The sequence below is a fragment of the Acinetobacter sp. SCLZS86 genome (assembly GCF_021560715.1).
GTDB lineage: Bacteria > Pseudomonadota > Gammaproteobacteria > Pseudomonadales > Moraxellaceae > Acinetobacter > Acinetobacter towneri_A.
Map to the genome: position 1 here is coordinate 1,059,520 of NZ_CP090864.1, position 19,544 is coordinate 1,079,063.

Annotated in this window: 21 protein-coding genes; 7 read left to right on the forward strand and 14 right to left on the reverse strand. The window is 41.9% G+C overall.

What is annotated here, in order from left to right:
- Nucleotides 1-61 precede the first annotated feature (61 nt).
- The 4 genes from cxpE (at nucleotide 62) to LZP46_RS04975 (ending at nucleotide 6,110) form a co-directional block, all read left to right on the forward strand.
- The gene (gene cxpE, locus LZP46_RS04960) at nucleotides 62-1,282 is read left to right on the forward strand and encodes a chloramphenicol efflux transporter CxpE (protein WP_236094859.1); all 1,221 of its coding nucleotides are present in this window, start codon (nucleotides 62-64) and stop codon (nucleotides 1,280-1,282) included.
- Nucleotides 1,283-1,296: 14 nt separating this feature from the next.
- On the forward strand, nucleotides 1,297-2,001 hold the full coding sequence (hda, locus tag LZP46_RS04965; RefSeq protein ID WP_019837935.1) for a DnaA regulatory inactivator Hda: 705 nt from the start codon (nucleotides 1,297-1,299) through the stop codon (nucleotides 1,999-2,001).
- A 122-nt stretch (nucleotides 2,002-2,123) separates the two neighbouring features.
- Entirely contained in the window at nucleotides 2,124-3,941 is a 1,818-nt protein-coding gene (gene rbtA, locus LZP46_RS04970; RefSeq protein WP_236094860.1) for a rhombotarget A, read from the forward strand.
- A gap of 9 nt (nucleotides 3,942-3,950) precedes the next feature.
- Nucleotides 3,951-6,110: a CSLREA domain-containing protein gene (locus LZP46_RS04975; RefSeq protein WP_236094861.1), complete on the forward strand. Its 2,160-nt coding sequence runs from the start codon at nucleotides 3,951-3,953 to the stop codon at nucleotides 6,108-6,110.
- Here the strand turns inward: LZP46_RS04975 and LZP46_RS04980 are convergent.
- On the reverse strand, nucleotides 6,084-7,349 hold the full coding sequence (locus tag LZP46_RS04980; protein ID WP_178319675.1) for a transposase: 1,266 nt from the start codon (nucleotides 7,347-7,349) through the stop codon (nucleotides 6,084-6,086). The two genes, LZP46_RS04975 and LZP46_RS04980, sit on opposite strands and share 27 nt — an antisense overlap.
- A 116-nt stretch (nucleotides 7,350-7,465) precedes the next feature.
- Between LZP46_RS04980 and LZP46_RS04985 the strand changes: the two genes are divergently transcribed.
- Nucleotides 7,466-7,843: a GlyGly-CTERM sorting domain-containing protein gene (locus tag LZP46_RS04985; RefSeq protein WP_236094862.1), complete on the forward strand. Its 378-nt coding sequence runs from the start codon at nucleotides 7,466-7,468 to the stop codon at nucleotides 7,841-7,843.
- A gap of 103 nt (nucleotides 7,844-7,946) precedes the next feature.
- Here LZP46_RS04985 and LZP46_RS04990 read toward each other — a convergent pair whose 3' ends face one another.
- The 5 genes from LZP46_RS04990 to LZP46_RS05010 form a co-directional block, all read right to left on the reverse strand.
- Nucleotides 7,947-8,348 carry a DUF3106 domain-containing protein gene (locus tag LZP46_RS04990; protein WP_179993877.1) on the reverse strand — a complete coding sequence of 134 codons (402 nt, stop codon included), beginning with the start codon at nucleotides 8,346-8,348 and terminating at the stop codon, nucleotides 7,947-7,949.
- Nucleotides 8,338-8,658 (reverse strand): hypothetical protein, encoded by a 321-nt coding sequence (locus LZP46_RS04995; RefSeq protein ID WP_236094863.1) that lies wholly within the window; start codon nucleotides 8,656-8,658, stop codon nucleotides 8,338-8,340. Before LZP46_RS04995 ends, LZP46_RS04990 begins: the two co-directional genes overlap by 11 nt.
- Entirely contained in the window at nucleotides 8,655-9,269 is a 615-nt protein-coding gene (locus tag LZP46_RS05000; protein WP_026438216.1) for an RNA polymerase sigma factor, read from the reverse strand. The genes LZP46_RS04995 and LZP46_RS05000 overlap by 4 nt, the downstream gene beginning before the upstream one ends.
- Nucleotides 9,270-9,425: 156 nt before the next feature.
- Complete coding sequence (locus tag LZP46_RS05005) at nucleotides 9,426-10,202, reverse strand: TrmH family RNA methyltransferase (RefSeq protein WP_236094864.1); 777 nt, start codon at nucleotides 10,200-10,202, stop codon at nucleotides 9,426-9,428.
- A gap of 50 nt (nucleotides 10,203-10,252) precedes the next feature.
- Entirely contained in the window at nucleotides 10,253-11,227 is a 975-nt protein-coding gene (locus LZP46_RS05010) for a class 1 fructose-bisphosphatase (RefSeq protein WP_236094865.1), read from the reverse strand.
- A gap of 177 nt (nucleotides 11,228-11,404) precedes the next feature.
- Between LZP46_RS05010 and LZP46_RS05015 the strand changes: the two genes are divergently transcribed.
- A complete protein-coding gene (locus tag LZP46_RS05015) occupies nucleotides 11,405-11,590 on the forward strand; it encodes an NF038105 family protein (RefSeq protein ID WP_004971800.1) in 186 nt (61 codons plus the stop codon).
- Nucleotides 11,591-11,746: 156 nt separating this feature from the next.
- On the opposite strand, the gene pal is transcribed toward LZP46_RS05015, so the two are convergent.
- From pal to ybgC, 6 genes are all read right to left on the reverse strand, one after another.
- Nucleotides 11,747-12,316 (reverse strand): peptidoglycan-associated lipoprotein Pal, encoded by a 570-nt coding sequence (gene pal / locus LZP46_RS05020; protein WP_004971799.1) that lies wholly within the window; start codon nucleotides 12,314-12,316, stop codon nucleotides 11,747-11,749.
- A 70-nt stretch (nucleotides 12,317-12,386) separates the two neighbouring features.
- Nucleotides 12,387-13,670: a Tol-Pal system beta propeller repeat protein TolB gene (gene tolB / locus LZP46_RS05025; protein WP_026438303.1), complete on the reverse strand. Its 1,284-nt coding sequence runs from the start codon at nucleotides 13,668-13,670 to the stop codon at nucleotides 12,387-12,389.
- Nucleotides 13,671-13,863: 193 nt separating this feature from the next.
- Nucleotides 13,864-15,099: a cell envelope integrity protein TolA gene (tolA, locus tag LZP46_RS05030; protein ID WP_236094866.1), complete on the reverse strand. Its 1,236-nt coding sequence runs from the start codon at nucleotides 15,097-15,099 to the stop codon at nucleotides 13,864-13,866.
- A 3-nt stretch (nucleotides 15,100-15,102) separates the two neighbouring features.
- Nucleotides 15,103-15,552, reverse strand: coding sequence for a protein TolR (gene tolR / locus LZP46_RS05035; RefSeq protein WP_236094867.1), 450 nt, complete (start codon nucleotides 15,550-15,552; stop codon nucleotides 15,103-15,105).
- On the reverse strand, nucleotides 15,552-16,250 hold the full coding sequence (gene tolQ, locus LZP46_RS05040) for a protein TolQ (RefSeq protein WP_236094868.1): 699 nt from the start codon (nucleotides 16,248-16,250) through the stop codon (nucleotides 15,552-15,554). Before tolQ ends, tolR begins: the two co-directional genes overlap by 1 nt.
- A gap of 27 nt (nucleotides 16,251-16,277) precedes the next feature.
- Nucleotides 16,278-16,685: a tol-pal system-associated acyl-CoA thioesterase gene (gene ybgC, locus LZP46_RS05045; protein ID WP_004971791.1), complete on the reverse strand. Its 408-nt coding sequence runs from the start codon at nucleotides 16,683-16,685 to the stop codon at nucleotides 16,278-16,280.
- 228 nt (nucleotides 16,686-16,913) lie between these two features.
- Between ybgC and LZP46_RS05050 the strand changes: the two genes are divergently transcribed.
- Entirely contained in the window at nucleotides 16,914-17,492 is a 579-nt protein-coding gene (locus tag LZP46_RS05050) for a hypothetical protein (protein ID WP_236094869.1), read from the forward strand.
- An 88-nt stretch (nucleotides 17,493-17,580) separates the two neighbouring features.
- Here LZP46_RS05050 and ruvB read toward each other — a convergent pair whose 3' ends face one another.
- The gene (ruvB, locus tag LZP46_RS05055; RefSeq protein ID WP_236094871.1) at nucleotides 17,581-18,582 is read right to left on the reverse strand and encodes a Holliday junction branch migration DNA helicase RuvB; all 1,002 of its coding nucleotides are present in this window, start codon (nucleotides 18,580-18,582) and stop codon (nucleotides 17,581-17,583) included.
- A 242-nt stretch (nucleotides 18,583-18,824) separates the two neighbouring features.
- The gene (gene ruvA, locus LZP46_RS05060) at nucleotides 18,825-19,427 is read right to left on the reverse strand and encodes a Holliday junction branch migration protein RuvA (protein ID WP_236094872.1); all 603 of its coding nucleotides are present in this window, start codon (nucleotides 19,425-19,427) and stop codon (nucleotides 18,825-18,827) included.
- Nucleotides 19,428-19,544: the final 117 nt, after the last annotated feature.

Consider the following 19,544-nt stretch of genomic DNA (forward strand, 5'->3'; position numbering starts at 1 on the left):
GCTATCTTTATTCAAATATTTTAGCTTCTATAACGAATAAACTGAAAAAAGGCGAATTTCTATGGTCGATCGTACCTTGCGTCGCATTTTTATCCTGTCTGGGATAGTTCTGCTCCTTTGGGTGCTGTACTTATTAAAACCGGTTGTCATTCCTTTTGTGGTCGCATTTTTCATGGCCTATTTATTTAGCCCATTGGTGGAACAATTTTGCAAAGTCGGTTTGCCGCGCTGGTTGTCAATCAGTTTGGTTTTTATTGGAATTGGTATCGCGCTGACTTTGGCTGTTTGGTACATCATTCCATTGGTTTGGAAACAGTTGATTATTGCGCGTGACAGTATTCCTGTAGGTATTAACTGGATTAATTCGACCTTTTTGCCTTGGGTGTCGTCCACCTTCAATATTGAAGAAATGGAAATTGATACCACGCACATGACCAGCATTGTGATGGATTATGTGCAGACCAATTATAGTGCTGATAGCATTCAAGCAATGTTATTGCGTGTTGCACAGTCTGGACTGAATTTTATCCAGATTGGGGGAACGGTCGTGCTCATTCCAATTATTGCTTTCTATTTCCTACTCGACTGGCAGCGTATGCTCGACAGTCTACACCGCTTAATTCCGCGTCCTTATGAGCAAAGTACTTTGGCTGTGGTAAAAGAATGTCACAGTGTGTTAGGTGCTTTTGTTAAAGGTCAGTTTTTGGTGATGATCTTGTTGGGCGTGGTTTATGCGACTGGATTGCAACTGATTGGTTTAGAAGTCGGCTTGATTATTGGTATGATTGCTGGACTTGCCAGTATTATTCCGTACTTAGGTTTCGCTGTAGGGATTGTTGCAGCCATCATCGCCACTTTCCTACAATTTGGCATTGACTGGATGCAATTGGTTTTAGTCCTCGTGGTCTTTATGATTGGACAGGCAGTCGAAGGCTATATTCTACAGCCATTTTTACTGGGCGATAAAATCGGACTTTCTCCAGTCGCGGTGGTGTTTGCTGTTTTAGCGGGTGCACAACTGGCTGGATTCATGGGTATGCTAATCGCTTTACCTGTGGCGGCGGTCATTGTGGTGTTGCTGCGTCATTTACGTGATTATTACGAAAAAAGTTACTTGTATGGACAGCCAGTGGTGGTGTCTGAAGATGGTGCATCGGGTGACATCAGTATTGATACAGCACAAGTCCATCTTGATATTGAGCTTGATCCGCATTCAGCAAATTCACTGCAACACACTGAAAAATCAAGTAAGATAAAACCCTCAGATCAGCAAAACTCCTAGGTGATTACAATTCTATGCGTCAACTGCAGTTAGATATCGAGCCTCAATTAGATGCACGGATCAGTGATTTTTCTGGTCCGGGTTGGGGGCATGTGATTGATGCAGTTCGACAGCTTCATGCAGGATTGGTCAATCGCTTTTATGTCTATGGTGGTGCGGGCACAGGCAAAAGTCATTTGTTGTCTGCAATTTGCGATTCCTATTTAGAAATTGGCAAATCTGCCATTAAAGTATCCTTACTTGAGTTATTGGATGCCCCCACTGAAGCAATTACCTCTTTAGATCGTTATGATTTGGTCGCCTTAGATGATATTGAAGCGATTAGTGGTGTCCCGCATTGGCAACGTGCGGTGTTTCACTTAATCAATTACAGCAATGAAGTTGGTGGTCAGTTGGTGTTTTCATCACGTTTTGCACCCATTGAATTAAAGCTCGAATTGCCCGATTTGCAATCACGTTTGACGCAAGCGGTGAGTGTTAAAGTGCCTTCAGGTAGTTTGTATGCAGATCGACAAGCTTTAGTGAGTTCGGTGTTAGAGCGTCGTGGTATTATCATCGACCCACAAATTATTGATTATTTATTGATACATGGCCCACAGCAGACCTCGATTTTACTGCAAAGCCTTGAGCAGTTGGTGCAATTACTTAAAGGAGAGAAAACAAAATTAAGTGGCGCAAACCTGCGTCAGATTTATGCTTTAATTGACGAATATCGGTAAAAGTTAAAATTACTTGAGAATTTGCGCAAGCTATGCCAAATTACTCGGAAAATAATTCGAAGTTGCAGGGAATTTGCAGCTAAAGAACAAAAAAAACAAAGAAAATTACAAGGAGTACGCTTATGCTCAAGCAGAGCATCGGCATTGGTATGCTGTTTATCGCAGGTCATGCATATAGTAGTAATATCATTGTCACCACCACTGCTGACACCAAAGCAGATGATCAACAATGTTCTTTGCGTGAAGCTATCGAGTATATAAATTTAGGCATGCCCGAAGAAGGTTATTTGGGCTGTGGTGGCAAAAATGCCTCAAGTGTGATTTTATTAGAAAAGAAAGCCGTCTATCAAATTGATACTCAACTTAAAATTACAGAAAACCTTGAAATTAAAACTACCTATGACAGTAGTCTGAATGATAAAACAGCACCAGGTTTGAATAACGCCACGATTCAGATGCGCGGTAATCAGCGCATTTTCCACATTGAAGACAGCAAAGATCGTTTCTTAAAAGTTTCTTTAAAAGAATTGACTTTGCAGGGCTGCGGTGAAGAACGCTGTCGTCAGCAACAGGGTGGCCTGATTTATAATAATGAACATTTAATTTTAGATTATGTAAAATTGAGTAAGGGGCTAGCCAATCAAGGTGGGGCAATTTATAACTTTGCACAAGTGACTGGCGAAAAGATTCCAGCAGGTTTTATTGAGATCAAAAATAGCTTGCTTGAAGCCAACCAAGCGCAGGAAGGAGGTGTCATTTATACGCAATTTCCGCGCTTTGTCATTACAACATCAGTATTTAAAGGCAACAAGACCATACCAGTTGCTTCAGCCAATCTCTATTCTGCAGCAAGTTTGGCAGATGAAGAAATCAAAGCTTTTCCTAGCATGGGGAATATGATCGTGAGCAGTACTTTTACTGCAAATGAAGGCTATGTCATGAATGTGCTAGACGATATTGGTGTCAATAATATTAGCTTGATTGGCAATAGTCGTGGTGTGTATCTCAATGCACCTCTAGGAAAAGCCTATATTGCCAATAGTGTGATTTTAGGCAATCCGCATCCTGTTAGTGTGAGTACTGCAGCGAACTGTGTGCAAGCAGGTTCAGATGCAACAAGATTACAAAATAATTTAGTCGGTGCTGGCTGTGGAGTAGGCGATAGCAACTATCCAAATACGCTATGGACTGCGAATTCGGTACTTGCTGGCAATCTGCTTGAAGGCGCATGCCAAACCCTCAGTCAAGATAAAACAGCACTGTTTTGTCCATATGAAGTGCCTGAAAACTCATTCTTGGGCATTATGCGTCCACGTGTATTGCTCAGTTACAACAGCCTGAAAGATTCTGTGGTGTTGAATCAGGGGCAATTACAACTGGCGGATCATAAAGTGGTCGGTTGTACTGCTTCAGATCAACGCGGTAAAAACCGTCAGTCAGATATTACCTTATGTGATCGTGGGGCCATTGAGGTGGTGGTTCCTGAAACTATGAGCCTCATTGGTCAAAATATTTTGGCAGGTCAAATTGCTAAGATGTCGGTGAGAGATTTGTTGGGTGATAGTGATTTGGTGCCTAAAGAGTTTTGTGATCAAGTTTATCCAAATAATCCGACAGGCCAAGCATGGCAAGCAGGTTGTGTGCAAATTGAGCAACTTGATACTCGCTCAAAAGGAAAATTGATTGTAGATGAGTTGGGGAATTTGGTGTATACCCCAGATTCTGCTTGGCATGGTGCAGATGTCTTTAAAATTAAATTAGTCACCAGCACCACACGTTTTAATAGCACGACACCTTATATGGAAGTGAAAGTCCAAGTTATTCAAGAACATGAAAATCGTATGGAAAGCGATAAAATAAATGTTTCAGGCGGTGCATGGAGCGCTTATGGATTAATGACTTTATTGGGCTTGTTGGGTATACGCCGTAGAAAAGCATAAAGGATGAATATGAAAAATAATAAAAAAACACTATTAGGGATAATGGTGTTGTCTGCTATGTCCCTCATGGCAGCAGATAATCCTATAATTCAGGTGACGACCTTTGAAGATCAAAATGGTGAAGACTTAAGCAAATGTTCATTACGTGAAGCTTTGGTTGCAGCTAAGCAGAATATGGCGTTTGGTGGTTGTAGTGCAGGTAACACCAACCGTGGTGTAACAGATATGATTCAGTTGCAGTCTGGGGAATATATCTTAAACTCAGAATTACGTCCGCAATCTATGGTGCGTATTTATGGGGCGACAGCGGTTGACTATAACCAGGTAGATCCAATTACGCATCGTTATCCTTCAATTGCACCCTTAAAAACCAGTATTAATGCACAGGGTAATAGCCGCATTATCAATACTTCAGATACCCAAGCCAGCGTAGCACTATACGATGTCATCCTAAAAAATGGGAATGCCAATGGCGGTGGTAATGCGAACCCTGCAGATGCAGGCAAAGGTGGTGCATTATTTGTGGCAGGCCCATTGGCTGCGAACAATGTCGATATTCAAAACTCCCATGCAGAGCAAGGTGGCGCAATTTATGTTGTTGCCCATCAAGCGGAGCGTCAAGTCAATTTAGAAAATGCTTATATCCATGAGAACCAAGCCAAAGTAGGCAGTGTGTTGGCAATGGATTGTAGTGCCAACTTGGTCAATACACGCACTATGGTGAAAATTGACCGCAGTAGTATTGTGAAAAATGGTGCTGCAAATAGTCTTAGTACTTTTGATCTTTGTGGTCAACCTGATCTTGAGTTGACCGCCAGTACTATTGCACAAAACCAAGCTGATGCAAGCAAAGGTCATATCTTTAACTTGAGCAATGCTGAAAATCATCCGCTTAGCACTTTGTCACAAGTGTATTTGCAAAGTAATACCATTGTTGAAAATAAAGCATGGAGTACTTTGTTTTATGACAATTATCCACGCATTGTCCTCGCTTTTAATATGTTGGCTTTTAACCAAGGTAAATCTTGTCGTTATGCGTTACCTGCAAGCTTAGAGCAGGCGCACAACATCAACACGATTCGCAATGCCTTATTCGCAATGGGATCAGCGACAGAGCAAGGCGAGTGTGATTTGCCTGAAACAGCAAATAGTTCTTATGATGGTGCTAAAAATTTGGATTTGACAGGGCTTAGCTTTGATCAAGTATTGCAGCCCTTGCAAGAACCATCTGCTTATAATTTATTCCTGCCGTTGTATTATCCAAAACTTGGTTCAGACCCTGCGAAAGATTTGATTGATGTAAACAGCATGGGGTGTAGTGATTATGAACAACGTGGTTTAGCGCGGGTGAGTAATGCAACTTTAACTTTAAATCCTGATGCAAAAAATACCTGTGAAATTGGCTCTGTAGAAGTGATGCGCTTAAATGCAGCCGATATTCAAAGCTTGCGTAATGTCTCTTATGAAAGTTTATTTGCCAATTATCAGCAACAAATTGACCGTATTCAGTCTGCGATAGATCAAAGTAAAGATGCTGCATCTTCGGTCGTTTCTCAATCGCGTTCTGATTTGAAAACAATGCAGGATTTGTTGGCCAATACCAAAGCCAAGCAGCAATATCGTGCCATATATGTTGATCCATTTGCCATGGCATTAAAGCATGATGAACCAACTGCAGATGGGAAATTTGTTCAGTTAAGACAGCTTAATTCTGACAACTTTAGCATTAGCACTGAAGTATTGGGGATTGGTGCAATTTCGGGTTCAGGTACCACATTTAGTACCGATAAATTGACCCAAGATCCACTATTCAAATGTGAATGGGATGCACAGTTGCAACGGATTGTGATGTATCGACTGAATGATAAAGTCACGGAAGCAACCGATTCAGCGTATTGTAAATACACCATTACCTCAAAATTAGACAGCAATTTGCATTCATCGGGCTTGCTTGAAGGCAAATTTAGCAATATTGCCCCAATTGCAAAAGATGATCGTGTACGACTTGAATATGGTACAGACCTTAAAGTGAGTTTTAATCCATTGCTGAATGATAGCGATGCAGGCGATGGTTCTATCAGCACTTTGAAAGAAAATATCAATAAGCCCATACGCGCCAACTTAAGCCATGTTGATGATATTTCATACACTCTGGTGCCTCCTAAATAACATTGAAATATCATCTGTAAATCGTTGTAATTTCCTCTTCCTAGGCCGCTCCGACATACTTTTAATACTGCTTGCTAGATTGGCTTCAAAGCTTGGATATTCTGCTAACAAACTGTATTTAATCTGATCATTCAAGTCTTGAATTAGCCGCCAAGGACTTAAGTTTCGGTTTTTATCGAGTAAACTAACACCATGATTAAAATAATGTTGTTTATAGATTTTCTCTACTAAAACTGCGTAAAGTAGCTTTCCGAGTAAATAAACCTCAGCTAATTTACCGTCTTTTTTAGCCCTTAGTAAATCTATGTTAAGCAAGCTTTTTAATCGTTTTATATATAGTTCGATTTGCCACCTGGCTTTATAAATATTTTGAACTTGAAGCGTACTAAGAACCTGCGGCGGAATCGTTGTAAATACCAGCATCCAGTTCGTTAAGTAAAGTGTTTGAGCTCTGACTTTTCGCCCATTTTTCTTAGCAAAGGTCATCATTTCTCGACGTTCATTCTCTGCAACTTTTGTGTTTTTAGCTATCGCATGGACATAACCCTTGATCCTCTTATCGCCTAAAATCATATAACACTCAATCACCTGATTTTTCTCAGACCGTGATATAAGTTGCTGATGCCAATCAATCTTAAGCTTTTGATTATTCGAATTAAATGTATAGAGAGGCATGGAGTTCGGTGTATATCTGACAATGACATCAGCGCCTTGATCGACTGTCGGCATAATGGTTTGAACTCGACTATAGCCACGGTCAGCCACAAAGACATAACCCTCACGAAGCTGATAATGCTGAAGTTTTTCGCCAACTTTGTCTGTTGTAACAACAGCATCAGTGAGCGTTAAATCCATCAAATCTATGCCGAGATGTAGTCTATAGCTCGTTTGTGTCGCACCTGGTTCCTGAACGGTAGAGCCATCTACAGCTATAAATTTTAAATCGCCTTCTGTATGGTTATGATCTGTGGTAAGAGTTTCTTTTAAAAGTGATTTAATCCAGTCAGCACAAGATATTAATCTCTTTTTTACGGCTTCGTCGCTGATTGCGGAATAAGTTTCAGTGAATTTTCCAGCGCATGCTCTTAAAGACAAATCGAGGCCACAATACAGCATAAGTAATTTAAACAGTTCTAAAGGCGATTTAATTTTTCTAGCCCGTTGAAAAGCATTACAATTTATCGCCATTTGTTCAATATTTGAAGGAAGTACTTGTAATAACTGTTGAAAATGAATCATGATACGCCACGGTGGTTGTGTTTTGTGTTAGCGCATTAATAAATACAACCACCTTTTTTATTTTTCAAGCGATAATTATAATATATTTCAACAGTTTAAGCCTTAAGTTGGCGCGTATGACCAATAAGCCTGCATTCTATAAAGATAGTACAGGACAAGAACTGGCAATTCTTTTTACCCAAGTACCTTCAGGTATGGAACCTACGGCAGATCGTAAAGCACCTTGTCCAGGTGATTATGCACGTGAAATTTGCTATGGAGGCAATATTCAGGTACAAGTACGTAATAGCTTTAGCCCATTTGATTATGAGCTGAAGTACAAAATTTTCGATCATGAACTGGAATTATCGCCTGAAGCGACCATTACTTTAGAAAATACAGCGAAAAATACCAATTATGAAGCTAGTGGTGGTGGCGGAGGAAGCTTAGGTTTCTGGGGTGTGTTTGGTTTAATCGGATTGGCGTTCTATCGTCAACGTCCAAGAAAATCGTAATCTTTTACCGAGTCTTTATTGCAAAAGCCTCATCTGTTTTACATGATGAGGCCTTTGTTATTGGTGACTTCAAGTACTTTCTATTATCCATGAACAGATAAAATTAGTGGCTCATTGCAGGCTGCTGATATTTAAGAATGTATTCCTGACGAATTAGAGGTCGTTGCTCAGGTGTTGCTCGTTGCAAGCGTTGTCCTAATTCACGACGTTCCTGTGTACTCATTTTTTGCCAAGTTTCACGCATTTTTTGCTTTTCACTATCAGGCAGTTGAGTAAACCAATCCATTCGCTGCTGCAAAGCCAAGCTTTTCTCAGCAGGAATTTCTTTTAAGTTTTGATAGCGCTTAATTAAGGCCAATTGTTCTTCTTCAGAAAGAGTTTCCCAGGTTTCTGAAATTTGCGTATCTGCATCTTTGGAAAAAATCCAAAAACGCTCAAACCCTGCAAAACTGGTTTGTAAAAAACTGAGCGCACAACACGCAATCACAATTCGTTTAGCTGCCATGTGGAACTTTGTCCTCACCCAACACCATTAACATTTCTAAATCTTCCACCATTTGTGGAGAAAGTTTAGGAACAGATACAGCTTGATTCTGCGGCTGTGTGGTCATTTCCATTGAATTTGGCAAGACCACAAAACCTGCAATTGCCGCAGCCAATGCAAAACCTGACATTTTCCAAAGCCCATAGCGCGATGTTTTCTTGTCTTGAATATTGTCCAAGACATGATTCATGATCGCGGCTTTGTCTTGATGGTGGCGAGCCAATCCATCAAGTTTAGATGTCACTTGTTTTAAGAAATCATCTTGTTTCATTCTGATGATCCTCCCAGATACGGATTCATATGTGCCAAACTGTTGCGTAAAGCTTGAATAGCACGGTGATAATGCGTTTTTACACTGCCTTCAGTGCAGTTCATAATTTGTGCGGTGGTTTGCGTATCAAAACCTTCCCAAGCACGTAACATAAAAGCTTGTTGTTGCCGCACAGGAAGCCCCGCAATTGCTGCCTGAATTTCTTCTACAGTCACAGCTTGATCTAAAAACTCTGCAGGATTGAGTGCTTGCTCATCGACAATATCTAGTTGTTCAACATCGTCATCATCTAAGCTGACTTTTTTAAACAATGAAAACGGTTGCGCGCGACGAGCCTCTTTACGACGCCAATCTTGTAATTTGTTATTTAAAATGGTGTAAAACAGGGGATACCACTCATCTGTGGCTTTGTCGGCATAAGATTTATGCAAGGAAATAAAGGCCTCTTGCACCAAATCCATCGCTATGCCGTGCTGGCCTTGCGTCGCACTTTCCATCATCACTAAGGCACGCCCCGTTACGTCTTGCATGAAATTCTTCAGACGTTGCTCTGCCGTACTCTTAAGAGCACTCAAATTTTCCGAGTGTGACGACTTTGGGTTTAAATCCATAGAGATGGAAAATCCTGTCATTGGATACCCACCATTATTTTTAACATCATAATTCTATAACGCTAAAAACAATGGTTTGGTTGACATTGCAAATTATTATTTTCAGTCTAATCTATTTTTTTTGCAGGGCTAGTCTTTTTAAAATAAATTAACTATTTACAGACGCTGGCGTACCATTTCAAAGAAACAGATTGAGCCTGCAATTGCCACATTCAAAGATTCCTGTCCACCCGGTTGCGGAATGCTTACCGCTTCTGCATGTTGTAGGGCATAGTCGGACACACCTTGTCCTTCATTGCCTAGAATCCAGACGCAAGCCTTGCGTAGATTTTTGGAATAGAGGCTTTCTGCATGATGTGAACTGGTCACATATACAGGAATTTGGAATTGTGCCAAGACATCTTCAAGTTCAATATTTTCAAAGGTATGCAAGCTAAAGTGTGCGCCCATTCCTGCACGTAACACGCGTGGTGACCAAAGCGAGGCAGAACCTTTGGTACAAATAATTTGTTCAATACCTGCTGCTGCTGCAGAGCGCAATAATGTGCCGACATTACCCGGATCTTGCACATTTTCTAAAATCAGCGTGTCTGCTTTAAAGTCTAAAGCTTGGCTTGAACTTGGCACATCGACAATGGCTAAACAAGCAAGGGAAGTGCCTAAAGTGCTTAAATCTTTATATAACGATTCACCAATGACAAAGACCACGCCTGTGTATTTAGCCAAAATACGTTCATAGTCAGGATGACTCAGTGCATGTTCAGTGGTAAAAATCGAATTGATTTTTTTATTTTCATGTAACCATGCCAGACACAAATGTGTGCCTTCAAGTACCGTTTGTCCCTGTTTTTTGCGATAGGTATTTTGTTCAATTAAACCACGTAAGTGTTTAATTTTCGGGTTATCTTTTGATTCTAAAAAAATCGTAGGCATGCGATAAAATCCACAGCAGTCGGCGAATGGCCGACTGCTGTTGTTAAAAATTATTGATGGTAGCTGCTGACCAAATCGATTTCATTTTTTGAGCCAATGATGACAGGCACACGTTGATGCAGGTCTGTAGGTTGGATATCTAAAATACGCTCACGACCAGTGGTTGCCGCACCGCCTGCTTGCTCCATGAGCATACTCATTGGGTTGGCTTCATACATTAAACGTAAACGACCTGCTTTTTTAGGGTCTTTTAAATCGTACGGATACATGAAAATTCCGCTACGGCAAAGGATACGGTGAATATCGCCCACCATACATGCAACCCAGCGCATGTTAAAGTCTTTTTCACGTGGACCAGTTTTACCAGCCAAAAGCTCATCAATATAGCGTTTTACAGGTGCTTCCCAGTGACGTTGATTTGAAGCATTGATCGCGTATTCTTTTGTATCGACAGCAACTTGAATATTGTCTGCAGTCACTAAAAACTCTTGGCTTTCTGGATCAAAGGTAAAGAACACCACACCTGCACCAACAGTGAGCGCCATCATGGTAGATGGGCCATACAGGACATAACCTGCAGCAACCTGTTGTGTACCTGCTTGCATAAAGTCTGCAGCCTGAGTCACTGCATTTTTTGCAGGTAAAATTGAGAAAATGGTACCCACACACATATTGATGTCGATGTTGCTTGAACCATCTAGTGGGTCAAATAACACTAAATATTGACCATTTTCCTGGGCAGGGGTGAATTCGTCCAATTCTTCCGATGCCAAACCACCCACATTTGGGTGTTTTTGTAACGCATCAATTAAATAATCATTTGAAATTACATCTAATTTCTTTTGTTCTTCGCCTTGTACGTTTTCATTTTGTGCACTGCCTAATACGCCCGCCAATGCACCTTTTTGTAATGTTTGGTCAATTGTTTTGCAAGTATTGGCTATGGTTTCAATCACTTGAGCAAGTTCGGGTGTTAAATTTCCAGTTTGTTGTTGTAGAAATTGGGAAAGGGTGCGGTATGACATGACTGGAAAACTCCGAATGACTGCAAAAATGAGGATAACAATATGCTGCAATAGTTTAGATGAGAACGCGTTAAAAGAAAAATTAAACTCGACTATTTGCTGTGATTTTACCCTTGCAAGTCCTGCAGAAAGTGCTATGTTGATGTGAAGGATTTAATTTGAGATAGGAGCACAGATATGACAACGTTAAAGTTTGATGCGACTCCAACGCCAAGCGAAGGGATTAGTTTAGACGATATTTCTGAGGACAAGATGAAAGCCGCTTGGAAAGATTACGAGTCTAAACCTGAATATAAAAAGTTTAACAAGCATGATTTGATTGAATCTATGCAAACTGCAAAAGCTGATGCCGAGTCGGAATAACTGAAGCAAAGCTGTATTTCTGCACTTATCTGTTAGTTTTTAAAATATTCGTTCGCCCAGTTTTTTATGTCATAAAAAAGCGCCCTTGTAATAAAGAGCGCTTTTTTTGTATTGGGGAAACACGTTCTAAACGAGTTTTTCCCAAACAGCAAATTATTATTTCAATAATGGTGGAACAGCTTCGTAGTTAATTTCTACGCGACGGTTTTCTTTCCATGCATTTTCATCATGTCCAGGGTTGACTGGCATTTCTTTACCATAGCTCACTGCTTCAAGCTGACCTGCGTTAACGCCGCTAGTGATTAAGAAGCTCTCAACCGCTTTGGCACGACGCTCGCCTAAAGCCATGTTGTATTCGCGTGTACCGCGTTCATCGGTATGACCTGTAAGCGCTACTTTAGAGTTGGCATTCGCCATTAGAAACTGTGCATGTGCTTGTAGGGTCTGGTAATCATCATTAGATAATTCGCTGCTGTCGTAGTCAAAATGCACCACGCGCTTTGCCAAGAAAGCTTTGTTGGCTTCGGTTACACCTTTGGCAGATGCACCTGCAAGGTTTTGTGCATTTAAAGCTGCATCTTCACTCAAACCTTGGGTGTTGACTGTAGTTGCACCACTTGGTGTTTGACCTGCTTGTGAGTCAGTCGTTGGTTTGCGGTTTGCACAACCTGTCATCACTAAAGCCGATGCCAAAACAGGGAGTACCAATAATTTAACTGCGTTCATCCTCATCTCCATGAAGCTTGATTTTTGGTTTTAAAACAGAACTGAAAAGTGTTTACCTTGCGGGTACTCATTATTTTGGTGCCCACGCAGGTTCACGCACTTCACCTTGTTCACTAGGTAAGTTCATGCGGAAGCGACCGTCTAAAGACATAATTGACAATAAGCCACGTGCGCCTTCGCGCGTTGCATACACCACCATTTGCCCATTTGGTGAGAAGCTTGGCGACTCATCCAAACTGGTTGGGGTTAAAATATTGGTGATATTGGTGTTGATGTCTTGAATTGCGACTTTGTAATTACTGCCACTTGGGCGATGCACCAATGCCAGTTTACGACCATCGGCACTTAGCGTACCACGTGCGTTAAATGCACCGCGGAAGGTTAGGCGTTTGCTGCTGCCTGTGGCAAAGTCATAACGATAAATTTGTGCGGAACCACCACGATCTGAAGTGTAAATAAATGATTTACCATCTGGTGCATAACGTGCTTCGGTATCAATCGCACTGTCATTGGTCATGCGTCGCAGTTCACGGGTGCTTAAATTCATTTGATAAATTTCTGGATTGCCATGCATGGATGCGGTAAACAACATACTTTGACCATCTGGTGAGAAGCTTGGAGCACCATTTAAACCACGGAAACTGGCTAATTTTTCACGCTGACCTGTCGCCAAATCTTGCACATAAATAGCAGGGCGTTTGGTTTCAAACGACACATAGGCAATTTTTTTGGCATCTGGTGTCCACGCAGGCGATAAAATAGGATCACGCGAAGTCAAAATGGTTTTAGGCTGTTCACCATCAGTATCGGCAATTTGCAGGGTATAGCGTTGTTCAGGTGTTGCAGGGTTGCGCAGTACATAAGCAATGCGTCCGCTAAAGTCACCTTTAATGCCCGTGAGTGCTTCATAAATGGCATCACTGATCATGTGTGCAGCAGAACGTACGCGTGACGCAGGCACGCTTAATAATTCATTCAATAAGTATTGCTGTTTTTGCACATCATAAAGTTGGTAATGAACTTCATAACCGCCTTCTGCAGTGGCTTTGACATTTCCCGTCACCACATAAGGTACACCTGCGGCTTGCCATGCAGCTGCATTTGGATTGTTCATGCTTGCAGTTGCAGCAAGGTTTTTAGATGAACTGGTGAATTTGCCTGAACGGTTTAAATCGTTTTCTACAATAGGATAAATACTTTGATCATTGCCAAACGGCACAATCGCAATTTTAGGTGCTTCTTCTGGTGCTTTGGCAATTTCTAAATGCAGTTGTGCAAAAGATTGTGTGCTTAAAACTGGGCTAAGCGCAGTTAAAATAGCAAGACAAAGTAGGTGTTTACGCGTTGTTTCCATCATTCGCTATTTTCTCAAATCAACATAACTTTTTTGGATGTAATTGTGGTACATAATGGCATGCTTTGGTAGGAATGAAAGCATGAATTTATAATAAAACTGTTATAACACTGTGAAAATTTAAATTTATTTATACTCGTAAATATTTTGAGAAGGAGTTAGCCAAATAGATGTTATTCGGCTAACTGGTAACTTATTGCGCTGTAAAGGTAGAGGTGAAGCTACGTGCTTCGCGTCGTGCATCTGGGTCTGATGGCATCGGATAAGGTGCGGCAGCACGAACAGCAGCTTCTACACTGGCTTTCATGTCAGGGTCGCTAGAATTAACCACGACAGACTGAACTGCGCCACTGTCACTTAAAGTCACGCGGGCAGTTGCACGTTGACCCGAAGAACCAGCTGGGGTATCCCACGCTCGTCTGATTTTATTTTCGAAATCGCGTTTAGCAGTGGATGCAATACGTCGTACTTCTGCCTTTTTCTGAGCGGCTTCTTCTGCAGCTTGTTTGGCAGCTGAAGCTTTGGCTTCAGCGTCGGCACGCGCCTTCGCTTCGGCATCAGCTTTGGCTTTTGCATCTGCGTCAGCTTTACGTTTTGCATCGGCATCAGCTTTGGCTTTTGCATCTGCAGCAGCTTTACGTTTTGCATCGGCATCAGCTTTGGCTTTTGCATCTGCGTCAGCCTTACGTTTTGCATCGGCATCAGCTTTGGCTTTTGCATCTGCGTCAGCTTTGCGTTTTGCTTCGGCATCAGCTTTGGCTTTTGCATCTGCAGCAGCTTTACGTTTTGCCTCGGCATCTGCCTTGGCTTTTGCATCTGCGTCAGCTTTGCGTTTTGCTGCTGCATTGGCTTCGAGTTGACGTCTTTCTGCCGCTTCTGCTTTTTTCAGGGCTTCAGCTTCTTTACGACGTACAGCATCTGCTTCAGCACGTGCTTTGGCATCGGCTTGGGCTTTTGCTTTAGCATCGGCTTCTCGTTGAGCACGTTCTTCAGCGCGTGCTTGTTGTGCTTTTAAGCGTTCAGCTTCTAATTTTTGTCGCTCGGCAATTTGTTTGGCTTCAGCAGCTTGTCGTTCTGCACGTGCTTGAGCCTCTGCCGCTTGTGCTGCTTTTTGTGTATCAACTTGAGGAGCGGGTGGCGTAGGAGCCGCTGCAGGTGTTGGAATGACAGGGGCAGGTTCAAGAGCAGGCTCGGCTGTTTGAGTAATTTGCTCTGCTACATTTTCATGTGTGGTTTCAGCAGATTTAGTTTCTAATAAGGGTTTTAAATCTTCTGGTTTTATTAATACCGTTTTAATGGGTTTAGGCGGCTCAGGTGCTTTACTCATGCCCAAATAAAGCAAGCCAACCACTGCGATAAGGTGGACACCTACGGTGAACCCAATCGCGATGGCTTTTTGTTGAAAAGGTGGCTTTTTAAAATCTTTCATAAATTACTTTAAAGGCTCGGTCAGCAATCCAACTTGGGTTAAACCCGCATCTTGTAAGTCAGACATTAACGCAATCACATCACCATAAGGGCGTGTATTATGACCGCGAATAACAACCTGAAACTCTTTGTTTTCAGCTTTGGCTTGAATTTGAGCATCGGTCAAAATTTGTTTCAGTTGGGCTAATTCCAAAGGTTCGGCTTTGTGTTCTTTGTATTCTAAAAAATATTGCCCATCTTTATTTAAAGTCACCCGAGCAAAGGCACTTTTTGATTCAATTGGATTACCATTGGCTTGAGGTAAATCGACTTGAATCCCACTGGTAATCATCGGTGCAGTAACCATAAAAATCACCAATAACACCAACATGACATCAATATAGGGCACTACATTCATGTCACTTTTGAGTGGTTTCTTAATGCGCTCGAAGCGTCCTGAGCGTTGAATGGCCATTAGTCGTGATCCTTAGTATTGCCTAAAGATTGACGTTGTAATAAAGCCACCATTTCTTCGGCAAATAAAGCACGATCAGAATAAATCGCTTCGCCTTTGGCGGTGTAATGGTTAAAGGCAAGTACCGCAGGAATGGCGGCAAATAAACCAATGGCTGTGGCAATGAGGGCTTCGGCAATCCCTGGTGCGACTGTTGCCAGTGTGACTTGATCGACATCTGCCAGTCCAATAAAGGCATTCATAATACCCCAGACGGTACCAAATAAACCCACGTATGGCGCAACCGAACCAATGCTGGCCAATGCACCTAAGCCTTGTTCAAGTTGGGCTTGGTCGCGACTTAAACCGACACGTAAGATACGCTCTGTGCCTTCAATGGTTTGTGAAGCATGCGCTTGGCGCTTTTTCAGTTTTAAAAACTCACCTAAGCCTTGATAAAAAATATCTTCTAAACCGACACGTTTTGAATTGAGCTGTGCGTTGTTGTAAAGCGTATTCAGTTCTGCACCAGACCAGAAGATTTTCTGGAAATGCTGATCCTCTGCCTGTGCTTTTTTATAGCTCATGTGTAACTTGGCAATCAGATACCAACTGTATAATGATGCTAAAAGCAGCGAGAGCATTACCAGCTGAACAACAGGACTTGCTTGTAATATAAGATCTGATACTTGAAGAGATGATTCGAGTTGTGTTGCCATAGTTACTACATGTGCCAATTCATTTTTTTAATCTTGTCCTAATTCTTTCAGAATAAGGCTACGAATTTCATCTGGCAGACGACGTGGTTTCATATCTGAACCCAGACAGGCCAATTCAACCTCGCCAGATGCAAGCATGATTTCACCACGATAAATATTTTGTTGCAATACAAATGATGACGCTTTACACGAAACTACACTTGCTGTAACAGTAATTAGGTCATCCATTAAGATTGGACGTGAATATTTCACATTAATTTTATGCACAACAAAGTTATAATCTTGTTGATGCCAATAATGATCAACACCCGACGCACGAAGCCATTCGGTACGGGTACGTTCCATAAAGCGAATATGGTTGGCGTGGTAAACAATGCCGCCTGCATCAGTATCTTCCATATAGATACGAATTTTAAATTCAAATTTATTCGCCATGATGATGTTCCGCTTCAATGTTGCAAAGTTGTTTGATAAGCAATACTTATAGCTTAAGCCATGTCTATGAAATTGACGTGAATCGGGGCCATAAGTCAAGCTGTGTATAGCGTGGCAGTTTATCATTCTCAACGCTCGGTCCAATGGCACAAGATTTCAAACATGCTTTTAAGTTAAAATTAGCTGCTTGCCTTACATATGCAGATGATTCCTCCCAATGAGCAGGACATGAGTCGTTTAGTTAAATTTTTTGTAGTGATTGCCATGTTGTATTTGTTGTGGATGATGCTGCTCCAGTCAGATGGAGGAATTGCGGATAGCACAACCTATCAGTCCTCGCAGCAAGTGCATCAGTTTAAAGACTATACCATTCAAGTTTTGGAAAGCTATGAAGGTGAGTTTCGGGTATTGTCACGTGAAAATTATAAATTTGGACGTGAAGCCGAACTTAGCCCTGTCGATTTTGCCTTGGGATGGGGCGAAATGGCCAAACCTGAAGTGTATAAACAGTTGTCTATTCGTCAAAGCAACCGTTGGTATCATTGGCGTTATGAACAAGAACCACCAATTCCTGTGGAAGAGATTGCAAGTTTGAGTGCCAATACGCATTTAATTCCTGCAACGCCCGCGATTGCGACACAGTTAAAACAGATTGATGAAGATGATTTGATTTATTTGAAAGGTAAATTGGTTGAAGTTACTGCCGCAGATGGTTGGCTGTGGCGCAGTTCTTTAAGCCGTCATGACACAGGGGCGGGCGCGTGTGAATTAATGCTCGTTGAAGATGTGCGTGTCATCGAAAATTAAGGTCTATCTTCAGACTCAATTAACCTAATTATTTAAGAGTTTAAAGGGAGATACCTCCCTTTGATCTATTTTTTCCTTTGACCTACTTTTATTTCGGCTCAGGTGGTGTCATCCCAAATTGTAAATACGCCATATTGGTCGCGATACGCCCGCGCGCAGTTCGCATCACATAACCTTGCTGAATTAAGTATGGTTCAATTACATCTTCCAGTGTGCCAGAATCTTCCGCCATAGCAGCAGCCAGTGCTTCCACACCTGCAGGGCCACCATCAAAACGCTGTAATAACATAGACAAATATCGACGGTCCAAAGTATCTAAACCATCTTTATCGACATTCAGCATATCTAATGCACGTTGTGCCATCTCTTGTGTGACTTCACCTGTGCCTCTGACCTGTGCATAGTCACGTACGCGACGTAACAAACGGTTGGCAATACGTGGTGTACCGCGTGAACGACGAGCGACTTCATTGGCTCCTGCATCGGTCATTGGCACATCCATCAGACTCGCCGAGCGTTTGACAATATGGGTCAAATCTTCAACCGAGTAAAATTCTAAACGCTGCACAATCCCAAAACGGTCACGTAACGGTGAGGTGAGCAAACCTGCGCGAGTGGTGGCGGCGACAAGGGTAAATGGGGGTAAATCCAGTTTAATGGAGCGTGCTGCAGGTCCTTCACCAATCATGATATCCAGTTGATAATCTTCCATCGCTGGATACAAAATCTCTTCAATCACAGGTGAAAGACGATGGATTTCATCAATAAATAACACATCACCTTCTTCAAGATTGGTCAGCATGGCGGCTAAATCGCCTGCGCGTTCTAAGACAGGCCCTGAAGTAGATTTAAGGTTGCCGCCCATTTCACGGGCAATAATATTGGCGAGTGTGGTTTTGCCTAAACCTGGTGGTCCAAAAATCAGGGTGTGGTCCAATGCTTCTGCGCGTCCACGGGCTGCACCAATGAAAATTTCCATTTGTTCACGCACTACAGGTTGCCCAATATAGTCATCGAGTGAAGTGGGGCGAATGGCGCGATCAATTTGATCTTCGGGTTTTTCAGAACCACTGATTAGACGGTCTTGCATATCGTGTTAACTAATCTCTTGAGCTGGGCATTTTGATGCTGCATGCACAGCCTCAAAGTATGAGTTGCGTTTAAATGCCTTTGCGAAGGCATGATTTTACTTTTGAAAGATCAAAAGTAACAAAAATCTTATGTTGAGTTGAGGGTATATCCCTATACCCCAACTCAACGGGCGACATCCATGTCGCCAGTCATGTATCCAATATTGGAAAGATGAACTTACGCTAGGTTTGTTGGCATCTTTTATTTATTCATCGACTTTAATGCTGCACGGATAATATCACTGGCTTCAGTAAAATCGCCCTTGACTGCGTTAATCAGTTTTTGTGCTTCGGCAGGTTTATAACCTAAAGATTGTAAAGCGGCTTCGGCTTCGGCAACAGCAGAATTGCCTGTAAACTGGATTTGAGTCATTGTGGAATTGCTGCTGCTCACTTCGTTAGACATGGCTTTAAAGCGATCACGTAATTCAATCATTAAGCGTTCAGCAGTTTTTTTGCCCACACCTGGCACTTTAATCAAGGTATTAATATCTTCATGTTCTACGGTGTGAATCAGTAGCTCGACGCTTAAGGTTGATAAAATACCTAGCGCCATTTTTGGGCCGACACCATTAACTTTCAGTAAGGTTCGGAAAATGATTTTTTCTTGGGCTTCTAAAAAACCATATAACAATTGAGCATCTTCACGCACGGCTAAATGCGTCCATAGGGTAATTTTCTGCCCTTTTTGTAATTGGCAAAATGTAGTGAGCGGCGTGTCAATTTCATAGCCGACACCATTCACATTCAGCAACACGGTTGGTGCTTCTAAAGCCAATACTTCGCCAACAAGACATCCGATCATATTTGTGATTCACTGATTAATTTAAAATAATTTGCTGTTCGCATAGTAGAGCGCATTTTCACAAAAGGCAAAATCCGTGCTTAAATTCTACGTCAATTTTATATAAGTTATTGATAT